The organism is Bradyrhizobium sp. USDA 3311 (assembly GCF_054062495.1).
Genome location: NZ_JBSSFI010000001.1, coordinates 8500295 through 8521215, shown reverse-complemented (window position 1 = coordinate 8521215; position 20921 = coordinate 8500295). Strand labels below are relative to the sequence as shown.

At 62.6% G+C, this 20921-nt stretch carries 14 protein-coding genes; 5 read left to right on the top strand and 9 right to left on the bottom strand.

What is annotated here, in order from left to right:
* Positions 1 to 25 precede the first annotated feature (25 nt).
* Positions 26 to 4387 carry an RHS repeat protein gene (locus ACVWW6_RS40505; protein WP_456682735.1) on the bottom strand — a complete coding sequence of 1454 codons (4362 nt, stop codon included), beginning with the start codon at positions 4385 to 4387 and terminating at the stop codon, positions 26 to 28.
* Positions 4388 to 5225: 838 nt separating this feature from the next.
* On the opposite strand from ACVWW6_RS40505, the gene ACVWW6_RS40500 reads away from it, so the two are divergent.
* On the top strand, positions 5226 to 6446 hold the full coding sequence (locus tag ACVWW6_RS40500) for a glycosyltransferase family 4 protein (RefSeq protein ID WP_456682734.1): 1221 nt from the start codon (positions 5226 to 5228) through the stop codon (positions 6444 to 6446).
* Here ACVWW6_RS40500 and ACVWW6_RS40495 read toward each other — a convergent pair.
* The 5 genes from ACVWW6_RS40495 to ACVWW6_RS40475 form a co-directional block, all read right to left on the bottom strand.
* On the bottom strand, positions 6443 to 7840 hold the full coding sequence (locus tag ACVWW6_RS40495; protein WP_456682733.1) for a hypothetical protein: 1398 nt from the start codon (positions 7838 to 7840) through the stop codon (positions 6443 to 6445). The two genes, ACVWW6_RS40500 and ACVWW6_RS40495, sit on opposite strands and share 4 nt — an antisense overlap.
* A 71-nt stretch (positions 7841 to 7911) precedes the next feature.
* Entirely contained in the window at positions 7912 to 9123 is a 1212-nt protein-coding gene (locus ACVWW6_RS40490; RefSeq protein WP_011085163.1) for a glycosyltransferase family 4 protein, read from the bottom strand.
* A 56-nt stretch (positions 9124 to 9179) separates the two neighbouring features.
* Positions 9180 to 10376: a glycosyltransferase family 4 protein gene (locus tag ACVWW6_RS40485; protein ID WP_456682732.1), complete on the bottom strand. Its 1197-nt coding sequence runs from the start codon at positions 10374 to 10376 to the stop codon at positions 9180 to 9182.
* 33 nt (positions 10377 to 10409) lie between these two features.
* Positions 10410 to 11702 carry a glycoside hydrolase 5 family protein gene (locus ACVWW6_RS40480; RefSeq protein WP_304553704.1) on the bottom strand — a complete coding sequence of 431 codons (1293 nt, stop codon included), beginning with the start codon at positions 11700 to 11702 and terminating at the stop codon, positions 10410 to 10412.
* Between the two features lie 159 nt (positions 11703 to 11861).
* A complete protein-coding gene (locus ACVWW6_RS40475) occupies positions 11862 to 13091 on the bottom strand; it encodes a polysaccharide biosynthesis/export family protein (protein WP_039183945.1) in 1230 nt (409 codons plus the stop codon).
* 528 nt (positions 13092 to 13619) lie between these two features.
* Between ACVWW6_RS40475 and ACVWW6_RS40470 the strand changes: the two genes are divergently transcribed.
* A complete protein-coding gene (locus ACVWW6_RS40470) occupies positions 13620 to 13763 on the top strand; it encodes a hypothetical protein (protein ID WP_165448142.1) in 144 nt (47 codons plus the stop codon).
* Between the two features lie 11 nt (positions 13764 to 13774).
* Here ACVWW6_RS40470 and ACVWW6_RS40465 read toward each other — a convergent pair whose 3' ends face one another.
* Entirely contained in the window at positions 13775 to 14935 is a 1161-nt protein-coding gene (locus tag ACVWW6_RS40465; RefSeq protein WP_161536146.1) for a glycosyltransferase family 4 protein, read from the bottom strand.
* An 82-nt stretch (positions 14936 to 15017) separates the two neighbouring features.
* Positions 15018 to 16133, bottom strand: coding sequence for a glycosyltransferase family 4 protein (locus ACVWW6_RS40460; protein WP_028174324.1), 1116 nt, complete (start codon positions 16131 to 16133; stop codon positions 15018 to 15020).
* Between the two features lie 310 nt (positions 16134 to 16443).
* Here ACVWW6_RS40460 and ACVWW6_RS40455 point away from each other — a divergent pair, with 310 nt between their 5' ends.
* The 3 genes from ACVWW6_RS40455 to ACVWW6_RS40445 all read left to right on the top strand — a co-directional run bounded on the left by ACVWW6_RS40455 (position 16444) and on the right by ACVWW6_RS40445 (position 20056).
* Complete coding sequence (locus ACVWW6_RS40455; protein ID WP_456683234.1) at positions 16444 to 17454, top strand: NAD-dependent epimerase; 1011 nt, start codon at positions 16444 to 16446, stop codon at positions 17452 to 17454.
* A gap of 250 nt (positions 17455 to 17704) precedes the next feature.
* Positions 17705 to 19021 (top strand): UDP-glucose dehydrogenase family protein, encoded by a 1317-nt coding sequence (locus ACVWW6_RS40450; protein WP_456682731.1) that lies wholly within the window; start codon positions 17705 to 17707, stop codon positions 19019 to 19021.
* Positions 19022 to 19165: 144 nt separating this feature from the next.
* Positions 19166 to 20056 carry an aldose 1-epimerase family protein gene (locus ACVWW6_RS40445; protein ID WP_028175095.1) on the top strand — a complete coding sequence of 297 codons (891 nt, stop codon included), beginning with the start codon at positions 19166 to 19168 and terminating at the stop codon, positions 20054 to 20056.
* A 12-nt stretch (positions 20057 to 20068) separates the two neighbouring features.
* Here ACVWW6_RS40445 and ACVWW6_RS40440 read toward each other — a convergent pair whose 3' ends face one another.
* A complete protein-coding gene (locus tag ACVWW6_RS40440; RefSeq protein ID WP_011085172.1) occupies positions 20069 to 20917 on the bottom strand; it encodes an MBL fold metallo-hydrolase in 849 nt (282 codons plus the stop codon).
* Positions 20918 to 20921 lie beyond the last annotated feature (4 nt).

The following is a 20921-nucleotide window of genomic DNA, read 5'->3' as shown; positions in this document are numbered from 1 at the left end:
GCGTACCTGCCGGCCCGATGCGTCGTCAGACGAACAGGAAGTTGCCGTGATCGAGCGTCGCCGAATTCACATTCTTCAGCAGGATGGAATCGGCCGAGGTGAGCTGGATCAGCGTGTCGGAGCCCGATTGCGAAATCTGGAGGTGGCTGTAGTCGGCCACCAGTGATTTCAGGATTTCGATCGTGTCGTGGTTGGACGCGGTTCCGGCGTGGAAGCTCTTGATCTGGTCGTTGCCGCCGTCGAACATGACGGTAGTCGTGCCCGGTGCGGAGGAGAAGACGTCGTTGCCGGTGCCGCCGGCCAGCGTCAGTCCCGCAGTCACGGCCGTGACGGTGTGGGTGCCATCGGTGTTGAGGACGTCGATCGAGAGCAGCGAGCCGCTGGTATTGTAGCTGTCGTGTTCGACGGCGCCCGGCAGGCCGGAGACCTTGAACTTGAAGACATCCGTCGTTCCGTCGGCGTTGTTGAGGGTCTCGGTCGTCTTGACCCCGGTAGAGTCGTAGACATCGGTGACCTTGCTGCCGTCCGACTTGATGACTTGCGTGTAGTCGAGCGTGCCGTCTGCGTGCGAACGGATGAGCGACGTCATCTTGCCCGCAGCGTCGATGTGCTGCTGCTCCGTGACGTAGCTCTTGCCGGTGATGTTGTAGATCGTGTTGTCGTGCGAGCCGTCGGTGTTGTTGGCATAAACCGCGGTCTTGACGCCCGACGTGTACACCGTCGTCGAGTTCGAGCCGTCTTTGTTCAGCACGTAGTCGCTGGTCAGGCTGCCGCTGCTGTCGAACAGCTTCGTCTCCTTGGAGCCGTCGGCGTTGACGACGTAGATCGAAGCGTTCAACCCGTTCGCGTAGTTCGTGGTCGTGACGTCGCCGCCCGCTGTCTTGTGGATCTCCTGGCTCAGGGCTCCCGACGAATCATAATTGTCCGTCGTGGTCGAGCCATCGGTTGAGTTGAGGATCTCGCTGGTCTTGTGGCCGGTGCTGTCATAGAGGTCGGTGACCTTGCTGCCGTCGCTGTTGATCACCTGCTTGTAGGCAAGCGTGTCATCGGCATGGAGGCGGGTCAGGGTCGTGAGCGTGCCGGCCGCGGTGAGGTGCTGGATCTCGGTCGTGTAGCTCTGGCCCGTGATGTTGTAGAAGGAGTTGTCATGGCTGCCGTCAACATTGGTGACATAGAGCTTGGTCTTGACGCCGGCCGAATAGACCGTGTTCGAGGACGAGCCATCCTTGTTCTGGACCAGGTCGCTGGCGATCTTTCCGCTGGAATCATACAGCTTGGTGTCCTTTGACCCGTCGGCGTTGACGACGTAGACCGACGCCAGCAGCGAGCCATTGTAGTTGGTCGTGGTGGTGTTGCCGGAACTCGTCGTGACGATCTCCTGTTTCAGTGCTCCGGACGCCGCGTCATAGATGTCGGTCGTCGTGGCCGACGACGTGACGGTGACGACGGAGATCTTGTGACCCGTGGAGTCGTACTGGGTCGTGACCTTGCTGCCGTCGCTGTTCAGCACCTGGCTATAGGCCATCGTGCCGTCGGCGTGGGTGCGGCTGACCAGCAGCAGCTTTCCGCTCGGGTCGATGTGGTCGTGCTCGGTCGTGTAGGACTGGCCGGTGATGTTGTAATAGTAGTTGTCGCGGCTGCCGTCGGCGTTGGTGACGTAGGCCTTGGTCTTGACACCGGCCGTGTAGACCGTGTTCGAGGACGATCCGTCCGTGTTCTGAACCAGGTCCCCCGAGATGATGCCGTTGGAGTCGTAGAGCTTCGATTCCTTCGAGCCGTCGGCGTTCACCACGTAGACCGACACCAGCAGCGAGCCGTTATAGTTGGTCGTTGTCACGTTGCCGGAGGTCGTCTGCACGACCGTCTGCTTGAGGACGCCGGCGGTGGTGTAGAAATCGGTCGTGGTGGCCGTCGACGTCGTGGTGACGACCGAGGTCTTGTGACCCGTGGAGTCGTACTGGGTCGTAACCTTGCTGCCGTCGCTGTTGAACACCTGGCTGTAGGCCATGGTGCCGTCGGCATGGGTCCGGCTGACCGACAGCAGCTTGCCGCTTGCGTCGAGATGATCGTGCTCGCTGGTGTAGGACTGGCCGGTGATGTTGTAATAATAGTTGTCGAGGCTGCCGTCGGCGTTGGTGACGTAGGTCTTGGTCTTGACACCGGCTGTGTACAGTGTGTTCGAGGACGAGCCATCAGCATTCTGGATCAGGTCGCTCGCGATGATGCCTTGGGCGTCGTACAATTTCGACTCTTTTGACCCGTCGGCGTTGACGACGTAGACCGACACCAGCAACGTGCCGTTGTAGTTCGTCGTGGTGACGTTGCCGGAGGTCGTCTGCACGACCGTCTGCTTGAGGACGCCGGCCGTGGTGTAGAAATCGGTCGTGGTCGCCGACGCCGTGACGGTGATCACCGAGGTCTTGTGGCCCGTGGAGTCGTACTGGGTCGTGACCTTGCTGCCGTCGCTGTTGTAGACTTGGCTGTAGGCCATGGAGCCGTCGGCATGCGTGCGGACGACGGACAGCAGTCTTCCGCTCGCGTCGAGCTGGTCGTGCTCGGTCGTGTAGGACTGGCCGGTGATGTTGTAATAGTAGTTGTCGTGAGTGCGGTCGGCATTGGTGACATAGACCTTGGTCTTGACGCCGGCCGTGTAGAGCGTGTTCGAGGACGATCCGTCCTTGTTCTGGACGAGGTCCGCGATCAGATTGCCGCTTGCATCGTAGGTCTTGGTGTCCTTGTCGCCGATCGGCGAGACCGTGACGTCACGCACCATCTTGCCGTCGGTATAGGCGATGTTCTCCGACGAGCCGTCGGTATTGAGCGTGACCTTGCTGGTGATGACGCCGTTCGTGAAGTTGGACGTGCTGGTCGATACAAGCCTTGCCGAGGAGTCGTAGACCCTGGTCACGCTCCAGGTATCAGTCGAGTTGGTGACGGAGAACTGGTAGCCGCCCTGGATCGCCGCCAGCGCGTTGGTATAGTGCGAGATCATGTACTCCATGGTCGCGATCGAGGCGACCGGAAGCACGTGCGTGTCGGTGAGCGTGATGGTCTGAAGCGAGGTCGAGGCGTTCAGCTCGGACATCTGCGACACGATGTCCTCGGCGGTTCCGCTGACGTCGGTCACGGCGGGCGGTGTCGTGCCGCCTCCTGTCGGAGCGTCGATCTCGATGATCAGGGGATGATCCGTGATCGGAACCACGATCTGGCTGACGTCGGTGTAGGTGGCGATCGGCGAACTGCCCTTCAGCGGGTCGTAAACGTTGATCAGATGGTGGACGCTGCCGAGGTTCACCGTGACCGAACTGGTTGGGTTCGAGATCTCGGTGTCGGTGGCGTCGTTCCAGATCTTGGGTTCCGCCCAGACCACCAACTCGTAGGCGCCGTTGCTCTTGCCGAGAACCATGCTGTTCCCGGACGCCGGCAGACCGTCGAGCGTGTAGTTCAGCGAAGCCGTCGGCGTGTGGCCGCCGGTGCCGTCGTCAGCCAGGATTGTCGTCAGATTGTGGATCGCGGTCGCCGCCAGCTTCGGGGTTCCGTCGCCGTTGAACAGGCCCCAGTGCGATTCCGGATCGGTGGGGTCGTTGCTCGCCGAAGCGTCGAGCAGCTGATAGAGATAGGTGGTGCTGACGCCGTCCTTGTAGGCGTCGACCAGCGTGTTCAGGATCGACTTGGCCTGCACGTTTTCGCTGGCGCCAACATAAGGTGTATCGCTCTTGGTCGTATAGCCGGTTTCCGTGATGACGACGGGATCGCCGGGTGTGATCGACGTCGCGTTGCCGAGCAGAGCCTGGAGGGCTGCCGCGGGGGTCAGGCTGGTGCTGACATAGGCGTGGGAGTTGGCGTAGTCGGTCGCTCCCGACATATCTCCAAGTTTGGCGTAGTCGGTCGTGTCGTTGTAGCCCAGTGACAGATTGTAGACGGGGATGTCCTTGAGCGCGGCGTCGGCCTTGATTGCGTTATAGTAGGCCGCCTGGAACTGTGCCGCGGCGGAAACGCTGGAGCTGCCGTTGTAGCTGAAGCCCTGGATGTTCGCCTCGTTGAGGCCTTCCAGCGCGATGACGCTGCCGGGATGACTGGCCGCAAACTCCTTGACGGACTCGAGATAGGCTTGGAGCGCTGCGGTTCCGCCTTCTGGAACACCCGACGGAACCACGAGATCGAATTTGTATCCGTCCTTCGCGAGTCCTTCGACGATCGGTTGCGCCTCGGGGCTCGTGGCGAGTCCGCCGCGCAGTTTGGTCACCCCGAGATATTTGAGGTCGTCCTCTACGAGGGCGAGGTTGTCGTAGGCGCCCCACGAATAACCGACATGGACATTGACGCCGATGGAACTGATGAAGGTGCTCGCCGACAGGATCGTTTGATCTGGTGATGCGGTGGTCATCGGTATTTCAGAGCCTTTTCTGGAACGCGAGAGTTCGTTGCCGCCTGTGTCCGTCGTATCGGCCAATCTCTGTTTTTCGAGTTGGTGAGATCGGTAAAAATGGAAGCACCCCGGAGATTCTCTCGCCGAGACTTTCCTGCGCGACGCTCACAGCGCACGAATCTGCTTAGACTGAGCTTCATCTGTGAAGACCACGCTAATGTGCTTGCAGCATGACGTCGCGATGGCGATGCAACGACGATGTTCGAGCGATGTTGTGCCGATGCCTAATCGCAACGCATTTGCTTCTCGTGCGGGCAGATTTGTTTCCAAAGTCTTGCGTCAAGCGCTGTTAGGAGTCGTAGAAACACGGATCAAGCGTCGAATGTGACACTTGGTCTTGCGCCGAAGTCGAGCAGTGCCACGGCACTTTCGCACGCAATTTCTTTTCTTCTCTCCTGGTGTTGTGGTGGTCGCGTCGATGTCGATGAAATTTTCGTCTGCCTTCCGAACGGGCAGGGGTGATCTTCACTGGCATTGAAGCGGGAGGTCGAACGAACGACACGATCGGACGGACGGGCGTCGCGGAGGCGGGGCGAATATCGAGGATGTGCAACCTGGCGTTGCTTTCGCGATCCGCGTGGCACGCTCACCCCGACCGAGGCGGCGGGGGCGCGTGAAGGCAACGTCGAGCGATGCGGCCATGCCGGGCGGAGTGTCGCAGATCCGCAACGTCAATATGTTAGGCGCGCAAAGCTATGGCGGGCAAACCGCTGGCACGGCACGAATTTTGCCGCTAAGCACTGGTTAAAGTCTCGTTGATCGAACGGAGTAGAAGGCCATTCCTATGCAGGATCCCATGTCGGGCGCCCCGAATGTCATGTTTCTGGTTGAGGTCGTGAATTGCAATGACGGGATTGCATCCTATTGCGAGACCTTGGCCACGGGGCTGCACGCCCGCGGCGTGCAGATCCACCTGGTCTCCGGCATCGTGCGGTCGGACGAGAAGTCCGAATACAAGCGCCAGAAGCTGGCGGCGGCGGTCAAGCAGTGGCACGTCGTTCCCGGACTTCGCAAGCTGCCCTCGCTGTCGATCTTCATGCAGCTCTGGAAGCTGATCCGGGAGAACGACATCACCGTGATCAACGTCCATGGGCTCGGCATGCTGATGTGGGGCAGGCTGCTCTCCCTGCTCACCGGCGCGCGCTGCGTCGCGACCTATCACCCCTCGGTGCTCGGGAACATCGAGAAGGTGCAGAATGCGCCGCAATCGACTTTCAGCCCGGTCCAGATCCTGTTCTTCAATCTTTTCTTTCCGCACACCCTCATCCTGATGTCGGAGGAATCGCTCCGGCATCTCAGGCGCTACGTCTTGTTCGGCAAGAACCGGATCGCCAAGGTGTATGGCGGCGTCGATACGGTACATTTTCGGCCGCCGTCGGATGCCGAGCGCCGCGATGCGCGCGCGAAATTCGGGGTTGCCGAGGGTGAGTTCATGTGCCTGCTGGCGGCCCGTCTCGCCTGGGTGAAGGGCCATGATTTGCTCATCAAGGCGGCGCGCAGGATCCGCGACGGCGCCAGTCCTTCGCCCATCGACATCAAATGCTACTTCGTCGGCAGCGGCGGCGCCGAGCGCGAGAAGGAAATCAAGTCGTTTGCCTTCGCCGACGAGAAGGACAAGGACACGTTCAAGTTCCTCGGGTTCATGGGCGACGTCCGCGAAATCCTCTGGGCCGCCGATGTGTTCGCGCTGCCGAGCCGGTTCGAAGGATTCCCGCTCGGCGTCGCCGAGGCCATGGCGACGGGGCTGGTCCCGGTGCGGACCCCGGCAGGGGGCGCTTCGGATCAGATCATCGACGGCCAGACCGGCTTCATCGTGCCGTTCGAAGACGTCGACGCGCTCGTGGGGGCGCTCGAGAAGCTGGCCGATCCCGCGTTGCGCGCCGCGCTGTCGCGCAATGCTCTTGCGCGCGCCCAGCAATATTTCGGTGTCGGGCCGATGGTTGACCAGACCCTCAGGATCTACGGTTTGGCGGGCGATGCCAGCGGGAATCCGCTGGCCCATCCGATGCAGGCCTAGTTCGAACTGCGTGCCGAGGCCAGCAGATCGCCTCGCCACGTCACCAGGACGACGGCGAGCCCGGCGAAGGCGATCTTTCCCGCGAGCCAGAGCAGAGAGGCCGACGGAGCTGCCGCGAGCATGGCGATCGCGGCGGCCGCGACGGTTGCCTCCACGATCAGCAGCGCCCGTGGCGCAGCGCGGAACCGGATCAACGGGCCGCTGGCGAAGAGGATGATGAGTGCGGTGGCCAATGCCGCACTCGCGATTTGTCCGGCGACCGATATGTGCAGCAAGGCGCCGATCGAAGCGGCCGCCGATACCAGCACCAGCTGGCACGCCGCGACGACCACCAGCCTGGTGGCCGATTTGGTCAGATGCGGCACCACTGCGAGCGTGGCCTGAAGGTGAATGTGGAGGAAGTAGAAGACCGCCGCGACCGGCGCAGCGTTGAGAAAATCGACCAGCAGATCGGCCGGGACGAACAGATGCGCCGCATCGGGCAGAAGGCCGATCAGCCCCCCCAGCATCACGATCGTCGCGCAGAGGATGAAGTCGAGCATGCGGGCGGTTGCTCTGCGCGCCTCTCCGTCGATGTCGCGCTCGAACTGCACGACGACATTGGGGTAGCTGACGGTGTGAATGGCGGTCACCAGAACGGAGAACGGCCGCTGCAGGAGGTCGATCGCCATCGAAAAACCGGCGGCACCCGTCGACGTCCGTCCGAGCGTGGCGATCACGATCAGGCGCAAGGTGACGGGGACGGAGAGATGGATGACGGAGGCGGCCGCGGCCATGATGCCGTATCGGCAGAAATTGCGCCAATCCGTCAGCAGGGCGTGTCGCGACGCCCGCTGTAGCGAGGTGCGATGCACGATCAGGCTCACCAGAAGCGCCGCGCCGTAGCCCGCGGCGATGCCGCACAGCGTCGCCGCCGCGGTGCCGTAGAGCAGCGCCGCCGTGACGGCGCCGGCCAGGAGCACGCTGGCGCGCAGGATCAGGAGGACGGATGCGGTCGCCAGCCGATCGGACACGCGCACGATCATGAAGTACAGGTCGGTGGCGCCCTGTAGCACGGCCATCGCCAGCGCGAGGGCGACGACGCTTGTCTCGAGCGTGCCCACCAGCCCCGCCACGCTGCCGACGAGCAGCAGAACCAGCGCGCTGAGCAGTCCCGCGCTGAACAGCGAGAATCGCAGACGCGCCGCCTCTTCTCCGGAAGCGGCGGCGAGGAAGCGAACGCCGGCCAGTTGCAGCCATTCGAACACGAAGACGCAGAACAACTGGCTCGCCGCCAGTGCCAGCGAAAACGAGGTGTACTGGGCTGGCGAGAGGATATGGCTGACGGCGAAGATCAGAATGATCGCGGACGCACTCTGGTAGATGTAGCTGCCGAATGCGAGCAGGCTGATCATTTCTGGCTACGCGTGAAGGAAAACATGGCGGGATGATTGAAGGCCGTCGGTGGCATCTGCGTCCGCCCCCATTACGTGCGAGGCATGCCGCGGCCGCGCATGAGCTGGTCGTAGACGTTGCGATAGCCGGTGACCACGTCGTCAAAGGCCCATTTGTTGATGCCGGATTTCAATCGTCCGCTCATCTCCACGATCTGCTGGGGAGCCTCGACGATCGCCGAAATGCTCTTGGCGATCGAGTCCGGATCGGGAGACGTCAGCCAGCCGGTCAGGCCCGGCTTGATCGCCTCCTGGATGCCGCCGAACGGCGTGCCGAGCAGGGGCTTGCAGGCGGCCTGGGCATCGGCGACGACGAGCGGGCTTGGATCTTCCCAGACCGAGGGGACGACCACGACGTTCACCTGTTCGTAAAACTCCTTCGGCTGCACGAAGCCGAGAAACTCGATCCGCGCATTGGGGGCGAGCCCCTTGATCTGCTTGCGCTGGCTCTCGGAGGCATGACCCGCGATGACGAGCCGGATCCGCTCAGGCGGGATCGTCGCGATGGCGCGAACCAGATTGTAGATGCCTTTTTCTTCGGTCAGTCGCCCGATGAATCCGAATGTGACGGTGCCGTCGAGCATCGCCGTCTCTTCGCTGCCGACGTCGGCCGTCGAGGCGTTTCGAATGACGATCTTCAGCGGTGTCTGCGTGAAGAGACCGAGCCCGGTATGGATGTCGAGAATGCGCTGGCTGACGCCGACGACGGCGTCCAGATGTCGCGTCGCCCCGCGGCGGCGAAAGGTCAGGATCTGGCAGCTCATGCAGCTCGCCTTGCAGGCGTGTCCGTCCGAGAAGCGCGAGCAGCGGGGGCAGGTGAGATAGTAGTCGTGAAGCGTGTGCAGGACCGGAATGCCCAGTTCCGCCGCGGTTCGCCACACCGCCGTCGTCAGGCCGGAGAGATTGTTGGAATGCAGGATGTCCGGTTTGAATGCCTTGATCCTGGCGGCGACGAGCTCCGACATCTGCTGCCAGTCCTCGATCGCGTGCCAGATGCCGCGCACGGGCGCGCTGTGCTGCTTGGCGAAGGGAAAGTAGATGTTGTGCACGGCCGCCGAGTGCACGTCGATGCCGTTGCAGGTCTCCATCTGCTGGTTCGGTGTGGAGGCAGCACGTATCACTTCCACGCTGTCGTTCTGGCCGACCAACGTCTCGGCGAGGCGACGGACGAAAGTTTCCGCGCCACCGACCACCTTCGGAGCCAACGGCGTCGGATAGAGGGATGACGTGATAAGGATCTTCATCGAAAAGGTCTGTCCAGCTATCCTGCCAAATGGCTTCGTGAAATCTCCGTTTCGGCCTATTGCCGGCTCGTTCGACTGTTATTCAAATAGACGTCCAAATATTGACCTGTCACTGAATCGGCAGAGAACCTCTCGGCAAACCCGGGCTGCGGAGGCCGGGCGAGCTTCCAGCGTGATCTCTCGTTGACGGCCTTCAGCATCAGTTCTCCCAGTCGCTTATGATCGTTGGGCTCGTAGGACCCAACCATGTTGGAAAACCCCGCGATCTCGGGAATCCCTCCTGCTGTGGAGCAAATAGTTGCCCGGCCGGCGTTGATGCTTTCGATCAACGTCCGGGGGAGCGGCTCCGGCCAGACCGAACTCACCAGGCATACGTCGATGCTGGCATAGAATTCGGCCGCCTTTGCAAAGCCAAGCCATTCGACGTTCCTCCCGCTGCGGCTTTTGAGCCCCCGGACGTAATCCTCAAGCCCCTTTCCGGCAATTTTCAGTTGCCATCCCTGGTCGGGGAGCTGCTCGGCGGCTTTTAGTACCACTTCGATACCTTTTTCCGCCTCGAGCCGGCCGATGAACCCGAATATCAGGTCATCCGAGCTCGAGGGAGGTGAGGGTACTACGGAGCTTGGATCGGCGATGTTGAAGATGACCCTGCCATCGGTGCCCGGGAAGTATTTCAGCCTGGTATGCTGGTCGAGCACGAACTGGCTGTTCGAGACCACCGCATCGACCATGCGCGAGGCCAGCAGATAGGGAGACGTCATGGCCGCGCAGAGGGTGCAGCGCTGCGCACATGTCGCGTCTCCGCGAAACAACGTCGAGCGTTTGCAGAGCAGGGAATAGTCGCGCAAGGTGTGCACGATCCGGATGTTGCGCCGCCTGGCTTCCGCCCACAACGAGACCGAAAATCCGGTGAGGTTGTTGGTGTGGACGACCTCGGGCTTTTCGAGATCGAGAATTTCGGCGAAACGCGCCGCGGACTTGCGATTCCACGTGTCCTGGAGATGCCACTTCAGGCGCTGGACCGAGGAGGGCTTCCTGTCGTTGCCGAACGGCCAGTAGTCGTTGTCCAGCGGCACCCGGTAGATGCGCACGCCCCTGAGCTCGTTGACGGTGCGATCCTGCTTGTTCTGAAGGCAGACCACGGCAACCTGGTGGCCGCGCTGAACCAGCGCCTCCGCGAGCAGCGACACAGACACTTCGGCGCCGCCAATGATTTCGGGCGGATAGAGCGTGTTAACGATCAGTATCTTCAAGGATAGCCCCGGATTGCGCAGTTCGCCGCAGCGTCAGTTCGATGGCCGAATCTCGAAATCCGGCACGGCCGTGCCCTTGACACTGACAAGCAGGGGCGTCGTCGATAACGCCGTCCAGGCGCCGGCGGCAGGGCCCGGTGCTTGCTGACATACATAGCTGATCTCGGCATTCGGTTCCGCATTTTTTAATCGAACTTCGAAGCGCTTCGACGGATTCTCCGACCAGAGCGCCACTTTCGTCTCGGATCCGCTGTCACTGCGGATCTGCACGACGCCCGGCATCGGCGTGGTTCGCGCCGCCTTCAGGCTCGTGCGGATGAAGGCCCAGCTTTCGCGAATGGAACACACCGCGGGCTTCGGCGAATTGTCGAAATGATAGATGCCGAAATTGTCCTCGAGTTCGCCGGGCTTCGTCCCGCTGTCCTTGAGCTCGTAGAGCCATATCCCCTTGAGCCAGGGACCCGCGGTCGATGACCAGAGGATGATCTGCGCCATGTTGTCGGCGGAGAGCTGCTCGTTCACGCCGCATTTCGCGGTCGGGGTCGGCCAGCCCGTTTCGGTCAGGTAGATCGGATAGTTCGGATTGCCGGTCGCCTGTGCGACGCGTTGATGAAAATTTTCCAACCGCTCGATCGCCTCAGCCGCGGTGCGCCCGGCCGGCGGCAGGCAATGGTTGTAGATGTGGATGGACATGCCGTCGGCGATGCGAGGCAGGTCGGTCTTCAGCAGGGCGTCGGTCCATTTCCAGCCCGGATCGTCGCCGAGTGCGCCCACCACGAAGGGCGCAGACGGCGCCGCCTGCTTGACCGCCGGCTGCACCAAACGGGCAAGCGTCACGTAATTCTCGACCGTGAATTGCGGCTCTGCGCGCGCTCGGAGATTGTACTCGTTCCACAATTCGAAGATGGGCTGCCGCGCAGCGACCGCTTGCGCGGCCGCCGCAGCATAGGTGACGAATCTCTGGCGCGCTTCGTCGGTCGTCGGCGGATCGGAGTTCGGGACGAGGTGATGGCCGGCTCCGAGGATGAGCAGAGGAATTCCGACACCGGACCTGATCTGGGTCTCGAGGCGGCCGTTCAGGGCGTTGAAGCCGAGCCGCTTGCCCGGCAACTCGAAATCCGACCAGGGGAAGTCGTCCCGGAACGCGGTGACCCCGAGCTCCTTCATTTGCTTGATGGCCGTCGCAGGTACGTAACCGCGAGCGCTGGTGACGCCGCCCAGGCCCTGGTGCGTACCGACGCCCAGCAGGAAACGTTGGTCGAGCGGTTGCGCGGTCTGCGCGTTCGCAGGATACGAGAGGCCGGTTGCGGCGCAGAGACCGCACATCAGCATCCGGAAACGACGCAAGGCTCGTTTCCTCTTTGGCTCCGTCACGCTCGTATCCACTCCTGCTCGCGTCAACTCGACAAGGCTAATCCTCTTCTGTGGCCCGAATTGGGTGAGGCGACCTTGTCCGCGCGCCCCCACGGAGCGCGCCGAGTTGGGCTATTTGGAGTTCACGATCACCGTGCTGATGTTGTCCGCATTCGTGGTCGCCGCGTTCAGCGGGTTCATCAGCTTGACGAATTCGGTCGACGGCGATTCCGCCACCGAAATCACGTCATGATCGCGCATCCTGAACGTATCCGCCTGGAACCAGCCGTCGGGCTTGCTCATGTCGAACTTGTAGACGGCGGGGATCGTCTTGGTCGGGAACTGGGATACTTCGACCCCGATACGCTCCAGGAGCGGCTTCGGCTCGAAACGGTAGACGTAGATGGACTTGGAATCCGCACGGTTGCCGTCGAGGCCGCCCGCCTTCGCGATGGCTTCAGCCAGCGACATGTTGTCGTTCTCGAACGAGAAGCGGCGATTGTTGGTGCCGCCGATCGATCCCGGCGATGGCGTCGAACCGAACACCATGTAGACGCGCGGAATGCGGGTCAGGAAGACGACGTCGCCCGGCGCGAGCAGGACGTCCTCGCCGGGGTGGTGCACCACGGTCGACATCGACTCATTGTAGGTGCGGCCCTCGCGCTTGATCGTGATCGTGCTCTCGTAGGAAGGGTATTTCGGGCCGCCGGCGCGCGCGATCGCGCCCATCAGGCGAATGCCGCCGGGGTCGACCGGAAAGCGGAGCGGCGAGTTGACCTCGCCGAGCACGCTGATCTGGTTGCCGCGCTGCTCGGCGACGCTCACGACCGCCTGCGGATCGATGGCGCGGTCCTTGAGGCGTTCGCGGATGATGTTCGACACGGCGCGCGGCGTCAGCCCGGCGACCTTGATCGATCCGGCGTAGGGAATGTTGATGTTGCCGGACTGGTCGACCTGCTGGCGCGGAATGTCGACGAAGTTACCCGGGCGCACGCCCGCTTCGCGCGGAATGAACAGGCCGCCCGCCTGCGCTTCGTACACGGTTACGGTGACGATGTCGCCGATGCCGATCGTGACGTCGCGATAATTGCCGCCGGGAAGACGCGAGAACACCATCCCAGAGGAATCGGTGAAGGCGTTGGTCGCCTGAACGATCGCCGGATTGACCGGCATCAGGGCATAGGCGAGCGGTGCGGTCGGCTCGGTGACCAGCGCAGCGTTGGTCTGCGTGGCAACGGCATCCGGAGAGTCCAGAGGGATGAAGCCCGCGCAACCCGCCAGCGAGATGCCGACAGCAGCCAGCGCCAGGATTCGACTAATCCCGAAATCAAAAGAAAAACGTTCGGTCTTAGCCACCACCATTCCCTCGTACTCATTTAAAATCGGAATCACCGTACCAACCATCGTGCGGGTGAGTCACTGCTGCCTCTTCGACTTTATGGTAAAGCACTTATGGCTGTGACCTTATTGCAACTTGTGAACCGAGATACACGTCAGAATCGCTGTGCAAAATTTGTGCGCGACGTACTCTTTTATAAGCAGTTCGCAAACTAGACATACACGTGTCCGATCGATGTCACGATTGAGGCCGCGGCTGAACTAGTAAGCTGCGGCGCGGAGATGGAATTGCATCGTCGCGAGATGAGATCGCCTAAACTTCAAGTCTTGGATCCGATTTTGAGTGACCCTGCGTTGTGTTTTCGTCGTCCTGCGGCGGACATGGAGCCTGAGCGGACGCCCTCGCCGGGTCGTCGCACCGATATTTCTGCGGCGGAATTCCACCTCCGTTAACGCTTAGATTCGGAAGCTGGCCGCGCGCTGGCGTCCGTAAGGTCTTCCTAATCCTGATCCGCCTAGTTGTCGGTCAAACCAAAAGGGAAGGCGAAGACAATGTTGCACACCGGATCACTGCTGTTCGCAGCCGGCTTTCTCACCTGCGCGATGATGGTCGCCTCCGCAATTGCGTGGTCGTTCTCCGACAACCGTGTGAGTGACGGCGAGTTCGCGCAGGGCGATGCCCGCCGGATGGCTTGATCGCACGGCCGCTACGACCGCAGATTGTTCGGGAAGTCGGACTGCAGCTTCGCCTGCTGCCCGGATTCGCTTGTCCGCACGTGCAGGACGTCGGCATAGACCTGGCTCAGGGTGCGGTGCGTCTGCTCGATGTCGTAGAGGCGGCTGAAGCGCTCATATCCGGCCCGGCCGACCGCAGGCAGGTCCAGCCGGCTTGCGCGCTGAAAACCTTCAACCAGCTTTTCCGCCGAGACCTCGTCGCACAGCACACCCGTCGCATTGTCTTCGACGATTTCCGGCAGGGCGCCGATGCGGAAGGCGATGATCGGCTTGGCCGCCCGCATGGCCTCGATCGCCACCAGGCCAAACGCCTCCCAGCGTGACGGAATTGCGACCATGTCGGCCTGGTCGAGCTCGGCCTCGATCTGGTTGCGGTTCATCCAGCCCAGGAAGGAAACGTTTGCCGGCAGGTCGCTTTGGTGGAATTTGCTGACGACCGACGCGCCGATCAGGCGCACATCCAGCGTGTTTCCGAGCGCGCGGGCCGCCTCGATGAGGAGATCATACCCCTTCTGGCGGTCGAGGCGTCCGATGAAGAGGACCTTGATCTTCTCCGATCGCCACGGCGCTGCGCGCGTGTCGAGCACGGGCCGCTGCTTGGAAATCCCGTTGTGCACAAGAACGAGGCGGTTCGCCGCGATCCCGACCTGCATCGCATCGGTCCGCTCGCTTTCCGAGATGCACACGATGCGGTGGGTGAATTTCGACAGCACGAGCTCGGTGAACTTCGTGACTTCGCGGCTGAGGCGGCCGGTCTCGCGGCCGAAGGCCCATCCGTGCGGGCAATAGACGATGCGTGAACGCCGATAGGTCAGCCAGAGCACCGGGCGCACCACGAGCCCGGCGAAGGACGAGTGAAGATGGATGACGTCGGGCCGAAACTCCCGGACCGCACGCATGGTCGCAGACAGCATGCGAAACAGGCCGACCGCGTTGCGGCCGTCGCGCGGAAACGTGGTGATGGCATCATCCTCGATGTTCACCAGATCGCTGCGATGATCGGACGGGACGACATAGTTGACGTTGCCGCGCCCGAAGCTCGCGCATTGATGCGGATGCAGCTCGTTGAGGTAGGTCGCGATGCCGCCTCTGACCGTTTCGGCGACATGCAGGACTTTCAGGCCGCTGGACAACGGTCATTCCTTTCTTGGCTTGCAGGCGCCGGATATTGCAGGCGCGCGTCTAACGTCTCGAAGCAGCAATATTTGGGCCGCGTCATTGTGTCTGACGGCTGGATGCGGCGTGGGGAGCGGGTTTGGCGAGGAATTCGAGCATCGCTGCGGCGGACTTGGCCCAGGAATATGTCGCCAGTCGCCTCTGCTGCTTCTCCTGTTCCGCCGGCGAGATCCGGCCGAGTGCAATTCTTTCGTGCATTCGTGCCGAAAGCTCGCCCGCGTTGAGGGGGTCGAAATAAACGGCCGCGTCGTCGCAAGTTTCGCGCACGGCTGCGGCCGAACTCGCGATCACCGGGCAGGCGAAGTACATCGCCTCCAGGGGAGGTATGCCGAAGCCCTCGTAGAGGCTGGGAAAAACGAACGCGGCAGCTCGAGCGAACAGCGCCGCGATCTCCTCGTCCTTGAGGCGCCCGGCGACGACGACGCCGGTTCTCGATTCCATGGCGTTGCCGCCAAAGACCTTGCTGTTGTCGCCTCCGACCACGACCAGCGGAAAATCCGCGCGGCCAAGCCGCTCGGCGGCGCGAATGGCGGTGTCGACATTCTTGTTCTTCGTCATCGAGCCGACGAAGAGGAAGAACCCGTAGGGCGCAAGATGCAGCTTTTCGATGATCGAGAAATCGGGCACGACGGTGGCGAAGTGCTCTGCGCTGTTGGGGATGACGGGGATCGACGCAGGATCAAGCGACAGCGCCTCGGCAAGTTCGTTGCGCGAAAACGTGGAAACTGTTGCGATCGTTGCTGTGCGTGCCAGCAAATGGCCGAGCGTCCGATGCAGGGCGAGGTAGCGCCAGCTGAAGAAGTCCGGACGTTTGAAAACCTGCGCATCGTGAATCACGACCAGGTGGTCGCGATGAAGCACGGGGCCGGAATTGGCGAGGCTGATGAGGCGCGTGCCGGCGGCCGCGCGTGCCAGATCGATCTGGTCCCACGCGTGCCCCTGCAACGATCCGACCTGCCTGACGTTGATACGGCGAAGACCGGGGAGCGGCTGCGCGTTCGGCGGCGACAGCACTTGCCACTCTGCGTCCAGGAGTTGTCGCGGAGCCTCTCCGCTCGCCAGCAAACGGTCCATCGCCTTGACGATTTCGGCGGCATAGCGCTGCACGCCGGTTAGCGACTGTGACAGGAACCTGCCATTGATGGAGAGTTTCAAAGCCGATCTTTTTCTTCGTGAGTGTCTTGTTTTTCGTGGGTGTCTTACGGTGGGTATCCTGCGCGAACGTTGCCTCAAGACTGAGCATTCGCGCCGAATATACGATCTATGCGGTGTAACACATGTGGAGCTATCGTCCGAGCATCCTCGCAGGCGGATAGCATGCGAGGATGCATGGCGCCATCATGTTTCCTACACATTTCGATGCGCTTACATGAGCGCCTGATTTGACGATTGTCGTGATCGTCCGAACCTTGCCTCTCATGTCCTGGTCTGGCATTGCATTCGCGGAATCAACGAGGTGACAAATTTGCGGCCAGTGATCGTTACCGGTGCTGCCGGCTTTATCGGAATGCACGTTTGTGAACGGCTGTTGGCGCGTGGCGAGCAGGTCGTTGGCATCGATGCGCTCACTCCGTATTATGATCCCGCGCTGAAACGTGCACGCCTTGCAACGCTCGAGCACCGTCCCGGGTTCAGCTTCCACGAGATCGATCTTGCGGACTTCGCCGCGGTGACGCGCGTTTTCGACGAGGTCTCGCCCGATCGGGTCGTGCATCTGGCGGCGCAGCCAGGCGTGCGTGCGTCGATCGACGATCCCATCACCAGCATCCGCGCCAATTGCGACGGCTTCGTCACCGTGCTCGAAGCCGGCCGGCGCCATGGTGTGGCGCATCTCGTCTACGCCTCGTCGAGCTCCGTCTACGGCGCCAACCGCACCTTGCCGTATTCGACCGAGCATTCGGTGAACCATCCGGTCAGCCTTTACGCCGCGAGCAAGAAGGCCAACGAATTGATGGCGCACACCTACGCCCATGTTCACAAGCTGCCGGTGACCGGTCTGCGCTTCTTCACCGTCTACGGTCCGTGGGGCCGGCCCGACATGGCCGCCTGGCTGTTCACGCGCGCGATCTTCGCCAATGAGCCGATCAAGATTTTCAATAATGGCGACATGTGGCGCGACTTCACCTATGTCGACGACATCGTCGAGGGCGTCATCCGCACCCTCGACCGGCGCGCGACGCCGAATCCCGCGTGGAACGCGGAAGCGCCGGAAAACTCGACGAGCTATGCGCCGTATCGCGTCTACAACATCGGCAACAACAGGTCGGTCAATCTGATCGAGTTCGTCGAGACACTGGAGAAGATCATCGGCAAGCCCGCGATCCGCAAGCTGCTGCCGATGCAGGCCGGCGACGTCCTGGAGACGCGCGCCGACATTTCCGCGCTCCAGCGCGACGTCGGATTCGCGCCTTCGACGCCGCTTGCGGAGGGTCTCGGCCGCTTCGTCGAGTGGTATCGAAAGTACCACGGCGTGTAACCCCGCGATCGCGCCCACACCGTGTTCCGCATGCGGACCGATGGTTAAGTGCAGCGCACCGGTCGCATATGTCGACTGCATTGCGTGCATGCGGCGCGTTTTGGGAAATGTCCGCCGTTGCCCCCGCGCAAGGCGGTGAAGGTTTGTTCGACAGGTGATGCAGGCTGCCCTAATGTTGGGCGTGCGGTCGGATAGAGAATTGGTCTAGGGTGTTCAGTGGAGCATCCGTCTTCAACGGAAAGAGTCTTTCATGCGAATCGCGATGATCGGAGCGGGCTATGTGGGACTGGTGTCCGGGGCCTGCTTTGCGGATTTCGGTCACGACGTCACCTGCGTCGACAAGGACGAGAAGAAGATCGCGGCGCTCCATCGCGGCGAGATCCCGATCTACGAGCCCGGGCTCGACGAGCTGGTCGCGACCAACGTCAAGGCCAAGCGGCTCGACTTCACCACCGACCTGTCGAAGCCGGTCGCGGACGCCGATGCCGTCTTCATCGCGGTCGGCACGCCGTCGCGCCGCGGTGACGGGCACGCCGATCTGTCCTACGTCTACGCCGCCGCGAAAGAGATCGCGCAGTCGCTGTCGGGCTTCACCGTCGTCGTGACCAAGTCGACCGTGCCGGTCGGCACCGGCGACGAGGTCGAGCGCATCATCCGCGAAACCAATCCCAACGCCGACGTCGTCGTCGCCTCCAACCCCGAATTCCTGCGCGAGGGCGCGGCGATCCGCGACTTCAAGTTCCCGGACCGCGTCGTGGTCGGCACCTCCGACGAGCGTGGCCGCAAGGTGATGGGCGACATCTATCGCCCGCTGTCGCTGAACCAGGCGCCGCTGATGTTCACGGCGCGCCGCACCGCCGAGATGATCAAATACGCTGCCAACGCGTTCCTCGCGACCAAGATCACCTTCATCAACGAGATCGCGGACCTTTCCGAAAAGGTCGGGGCCAACGTGCAGGAGGTCGCGCGCGGCATTGGCCTCGACAACCGCATCGGCACCAAGTTCCTGCATGCAGGTCCCGGCTTCGGCGGCTCGTGCTTCCCGAAGGACACCAAGGCGCTGATCAAGATCGCGCAGGACTACGACGTGTCCTTGCGCATCGTCGAATCCGTGCTGGCCGTCAACGAGAACCGCAAGCGCGCGATGGCGCGCAAGGTCAGCCAGGCGCTCGGCGGCTCGCTGCGCGGCAAGACCATCGCCGTGCTCGGCCTCACCTTCAAGCCCGACACCGACGACATGCGCGATGCGCCGTCGATCCCGCTGGTGACCGGCCTGATCGACATGGGCGCCAAGGTGAAGGCCTTCGATCCCGTCGGCATGGAGCAGGCCAAGGGTGAGCTGCCCAGCATCACCTATTGCGAGGACGCCTATTCCTGTGCGCAAGGCGCCGATGCGCTGGTTGTCGTCACCGAATGGGTGCAGTTCCGCGGCCTCGATCTCGACCGGCTGAAGAGTGTCATGGCGCAGCCCGTCGTCGTCGACCTCCGCAACATCTACAGCCCCGAAGACATGCACGCCGCCGGCTTCACCTACGAGAGCGTCGGCCGTCCGTCGTCTCAGGCCTAGTACACGAGCCGCGGGGCACTGAGCTTCGCGACCTTTCGCCCGCCTCGTCCCGAGGCGGGCGAAATCGTCTTCGATGCGATATGATCGGTCACACGAAGCGGTCGCGCCCGGCCCGTCGGCCTCGCTGCCGCTATGGAGATTGTCATGACCGACGACACGCACTCGATCCGCAGCGGCGGGCTGACCGCGACCATCAAGGCGCACGGCGCCGAAATGTGCTCGCTGAAGAGCGATGCCGGCCTCGAATTCGTCTGGCAGGCCGCACCGGCCTGGCCGCGCCACGCGCCGCTGTTGTTTCCCATCGTCGGGCGTCTCGCCAACGACGAGCTGCGGCACCGGGGCAAGACATACCGGATGACCCAGCACGGCTTTGCGCGCGACAGCCGCTTCACGTGGGCGGAGCGCGGCGAGAGCCGCTGTGTGCTCGTGCTCGAAGACAGCGAGACGACGCGCGCGCTTTACCCGTTCGCGTTCCGCCTGACGGCCACCTATGCGATCGACGACGCCGGTCTCGATCTCTCGCTCACGATCGCCAACACCGGCAAGGAAACATTGCCGGCTTCGCTCGGTGGCCATCCCGCATTCAACTGGCCGCTTGAGCCCGGCGTGTCCAAGGAAGACTATGCGCTGACCTTCGCGAACGCCGAGTCGTCGCCCGTCCGCCGTCTCGACGGCGGCTTGCTGCGCGCGGCAACGGAGCCAAGTCCCGTCAGCGGCACCGTGCTCCCCTTGTCCGAATCCCTGTTCGTCGATGACGCCATCATCTTCGATCGCATCGACAGCAATTCGGTGCTTTATGCGGCCGGGCCGAGTGCATCCAGCGGGCCCTGGCTAAAGATGTCCTGGCGCGGCTTTCGCGAGCTTGGCGTCTGGTCGAAACCATCGGGCGCGCCGTTCCTCTGCATCGAGCCATGGCGCGGCTATGCCAGCCCGGCCGGCTTCGACGGCGCGTTCAGTGACAAGCCCGGCCTGATGCATATCGCAGCCGGCGCCGAAGAGCGCTTGTCGTTCCGGATCGAGGTCGCATCGTCCTGAGATCGGTGGCCTTCAGACCTCGATCCGCGTGAGGTCCTCGCCGAGCACGACGGGACCCGAATAGTCCTGCCGGACATCCGCGAGCAGCGCGTTCAGCATGGAATCGTCGGTGCGCGGCCGGTGATGGGTCAGCGCGAGCTTCTTCACGCCGGCCTTGGCCGCGACCTTGCCGACCGTGTCGCCGCAGGCGATCGTGAATTTCGCAAGCCGGCGGAGGTGCTCGTTGTTGATCTCCGGCGTCGCGAGAAAGCAGCACTGCACCAGCAGGTCGGCTCCCTCAGCCAGTCGTTCCAGACCGGGGCAGGGGACCGTGTCGCCGGATATCGCGATGACCTTGCCCTCCGCCTCGAAGCGGTAGCCGAGACACATCCAGCGCGCGAGGAAGGCCGGCGGCATGTCGAGGCCATCGCCATGCGAGACGAGCTCGGCGCTGATCTTCCAGCGCCCGGTGTCGAGAACCGGGCCCGGAATGATGTCGGTTGCGATGACCGGCTTCCAGCCGCCGAAGGTCGGCTCGCCCCGATCCCGCCAGGTGATGTCCTTGTCGTAGACCTGTGTGACCAGCGTGTTGACCAGCCGTTCGGTATCCGGCGGCCCATAGATGCGCAGCGCGTCCTTGCGCCCGTGCATCCATGAATTCAGCATCACATCGTAGAGGTCGCCGATATGGTCGAAATGGTGATGGGTGAGAAAGACCGTGTTGATGGCGCCAAGCGGCACGCCGGCCTTGCTGAGCTGCACCATGACGCCGCGGCCCGCATCGAACAGGATGTTCTCTTCGCCGAGCCTGATCAGCGTGGTCGTCGCCATGCGGCGCGGGTCCGGGCGCGGGCCGCCGGTGCCGAGCAGTATGACTTCCATGGCG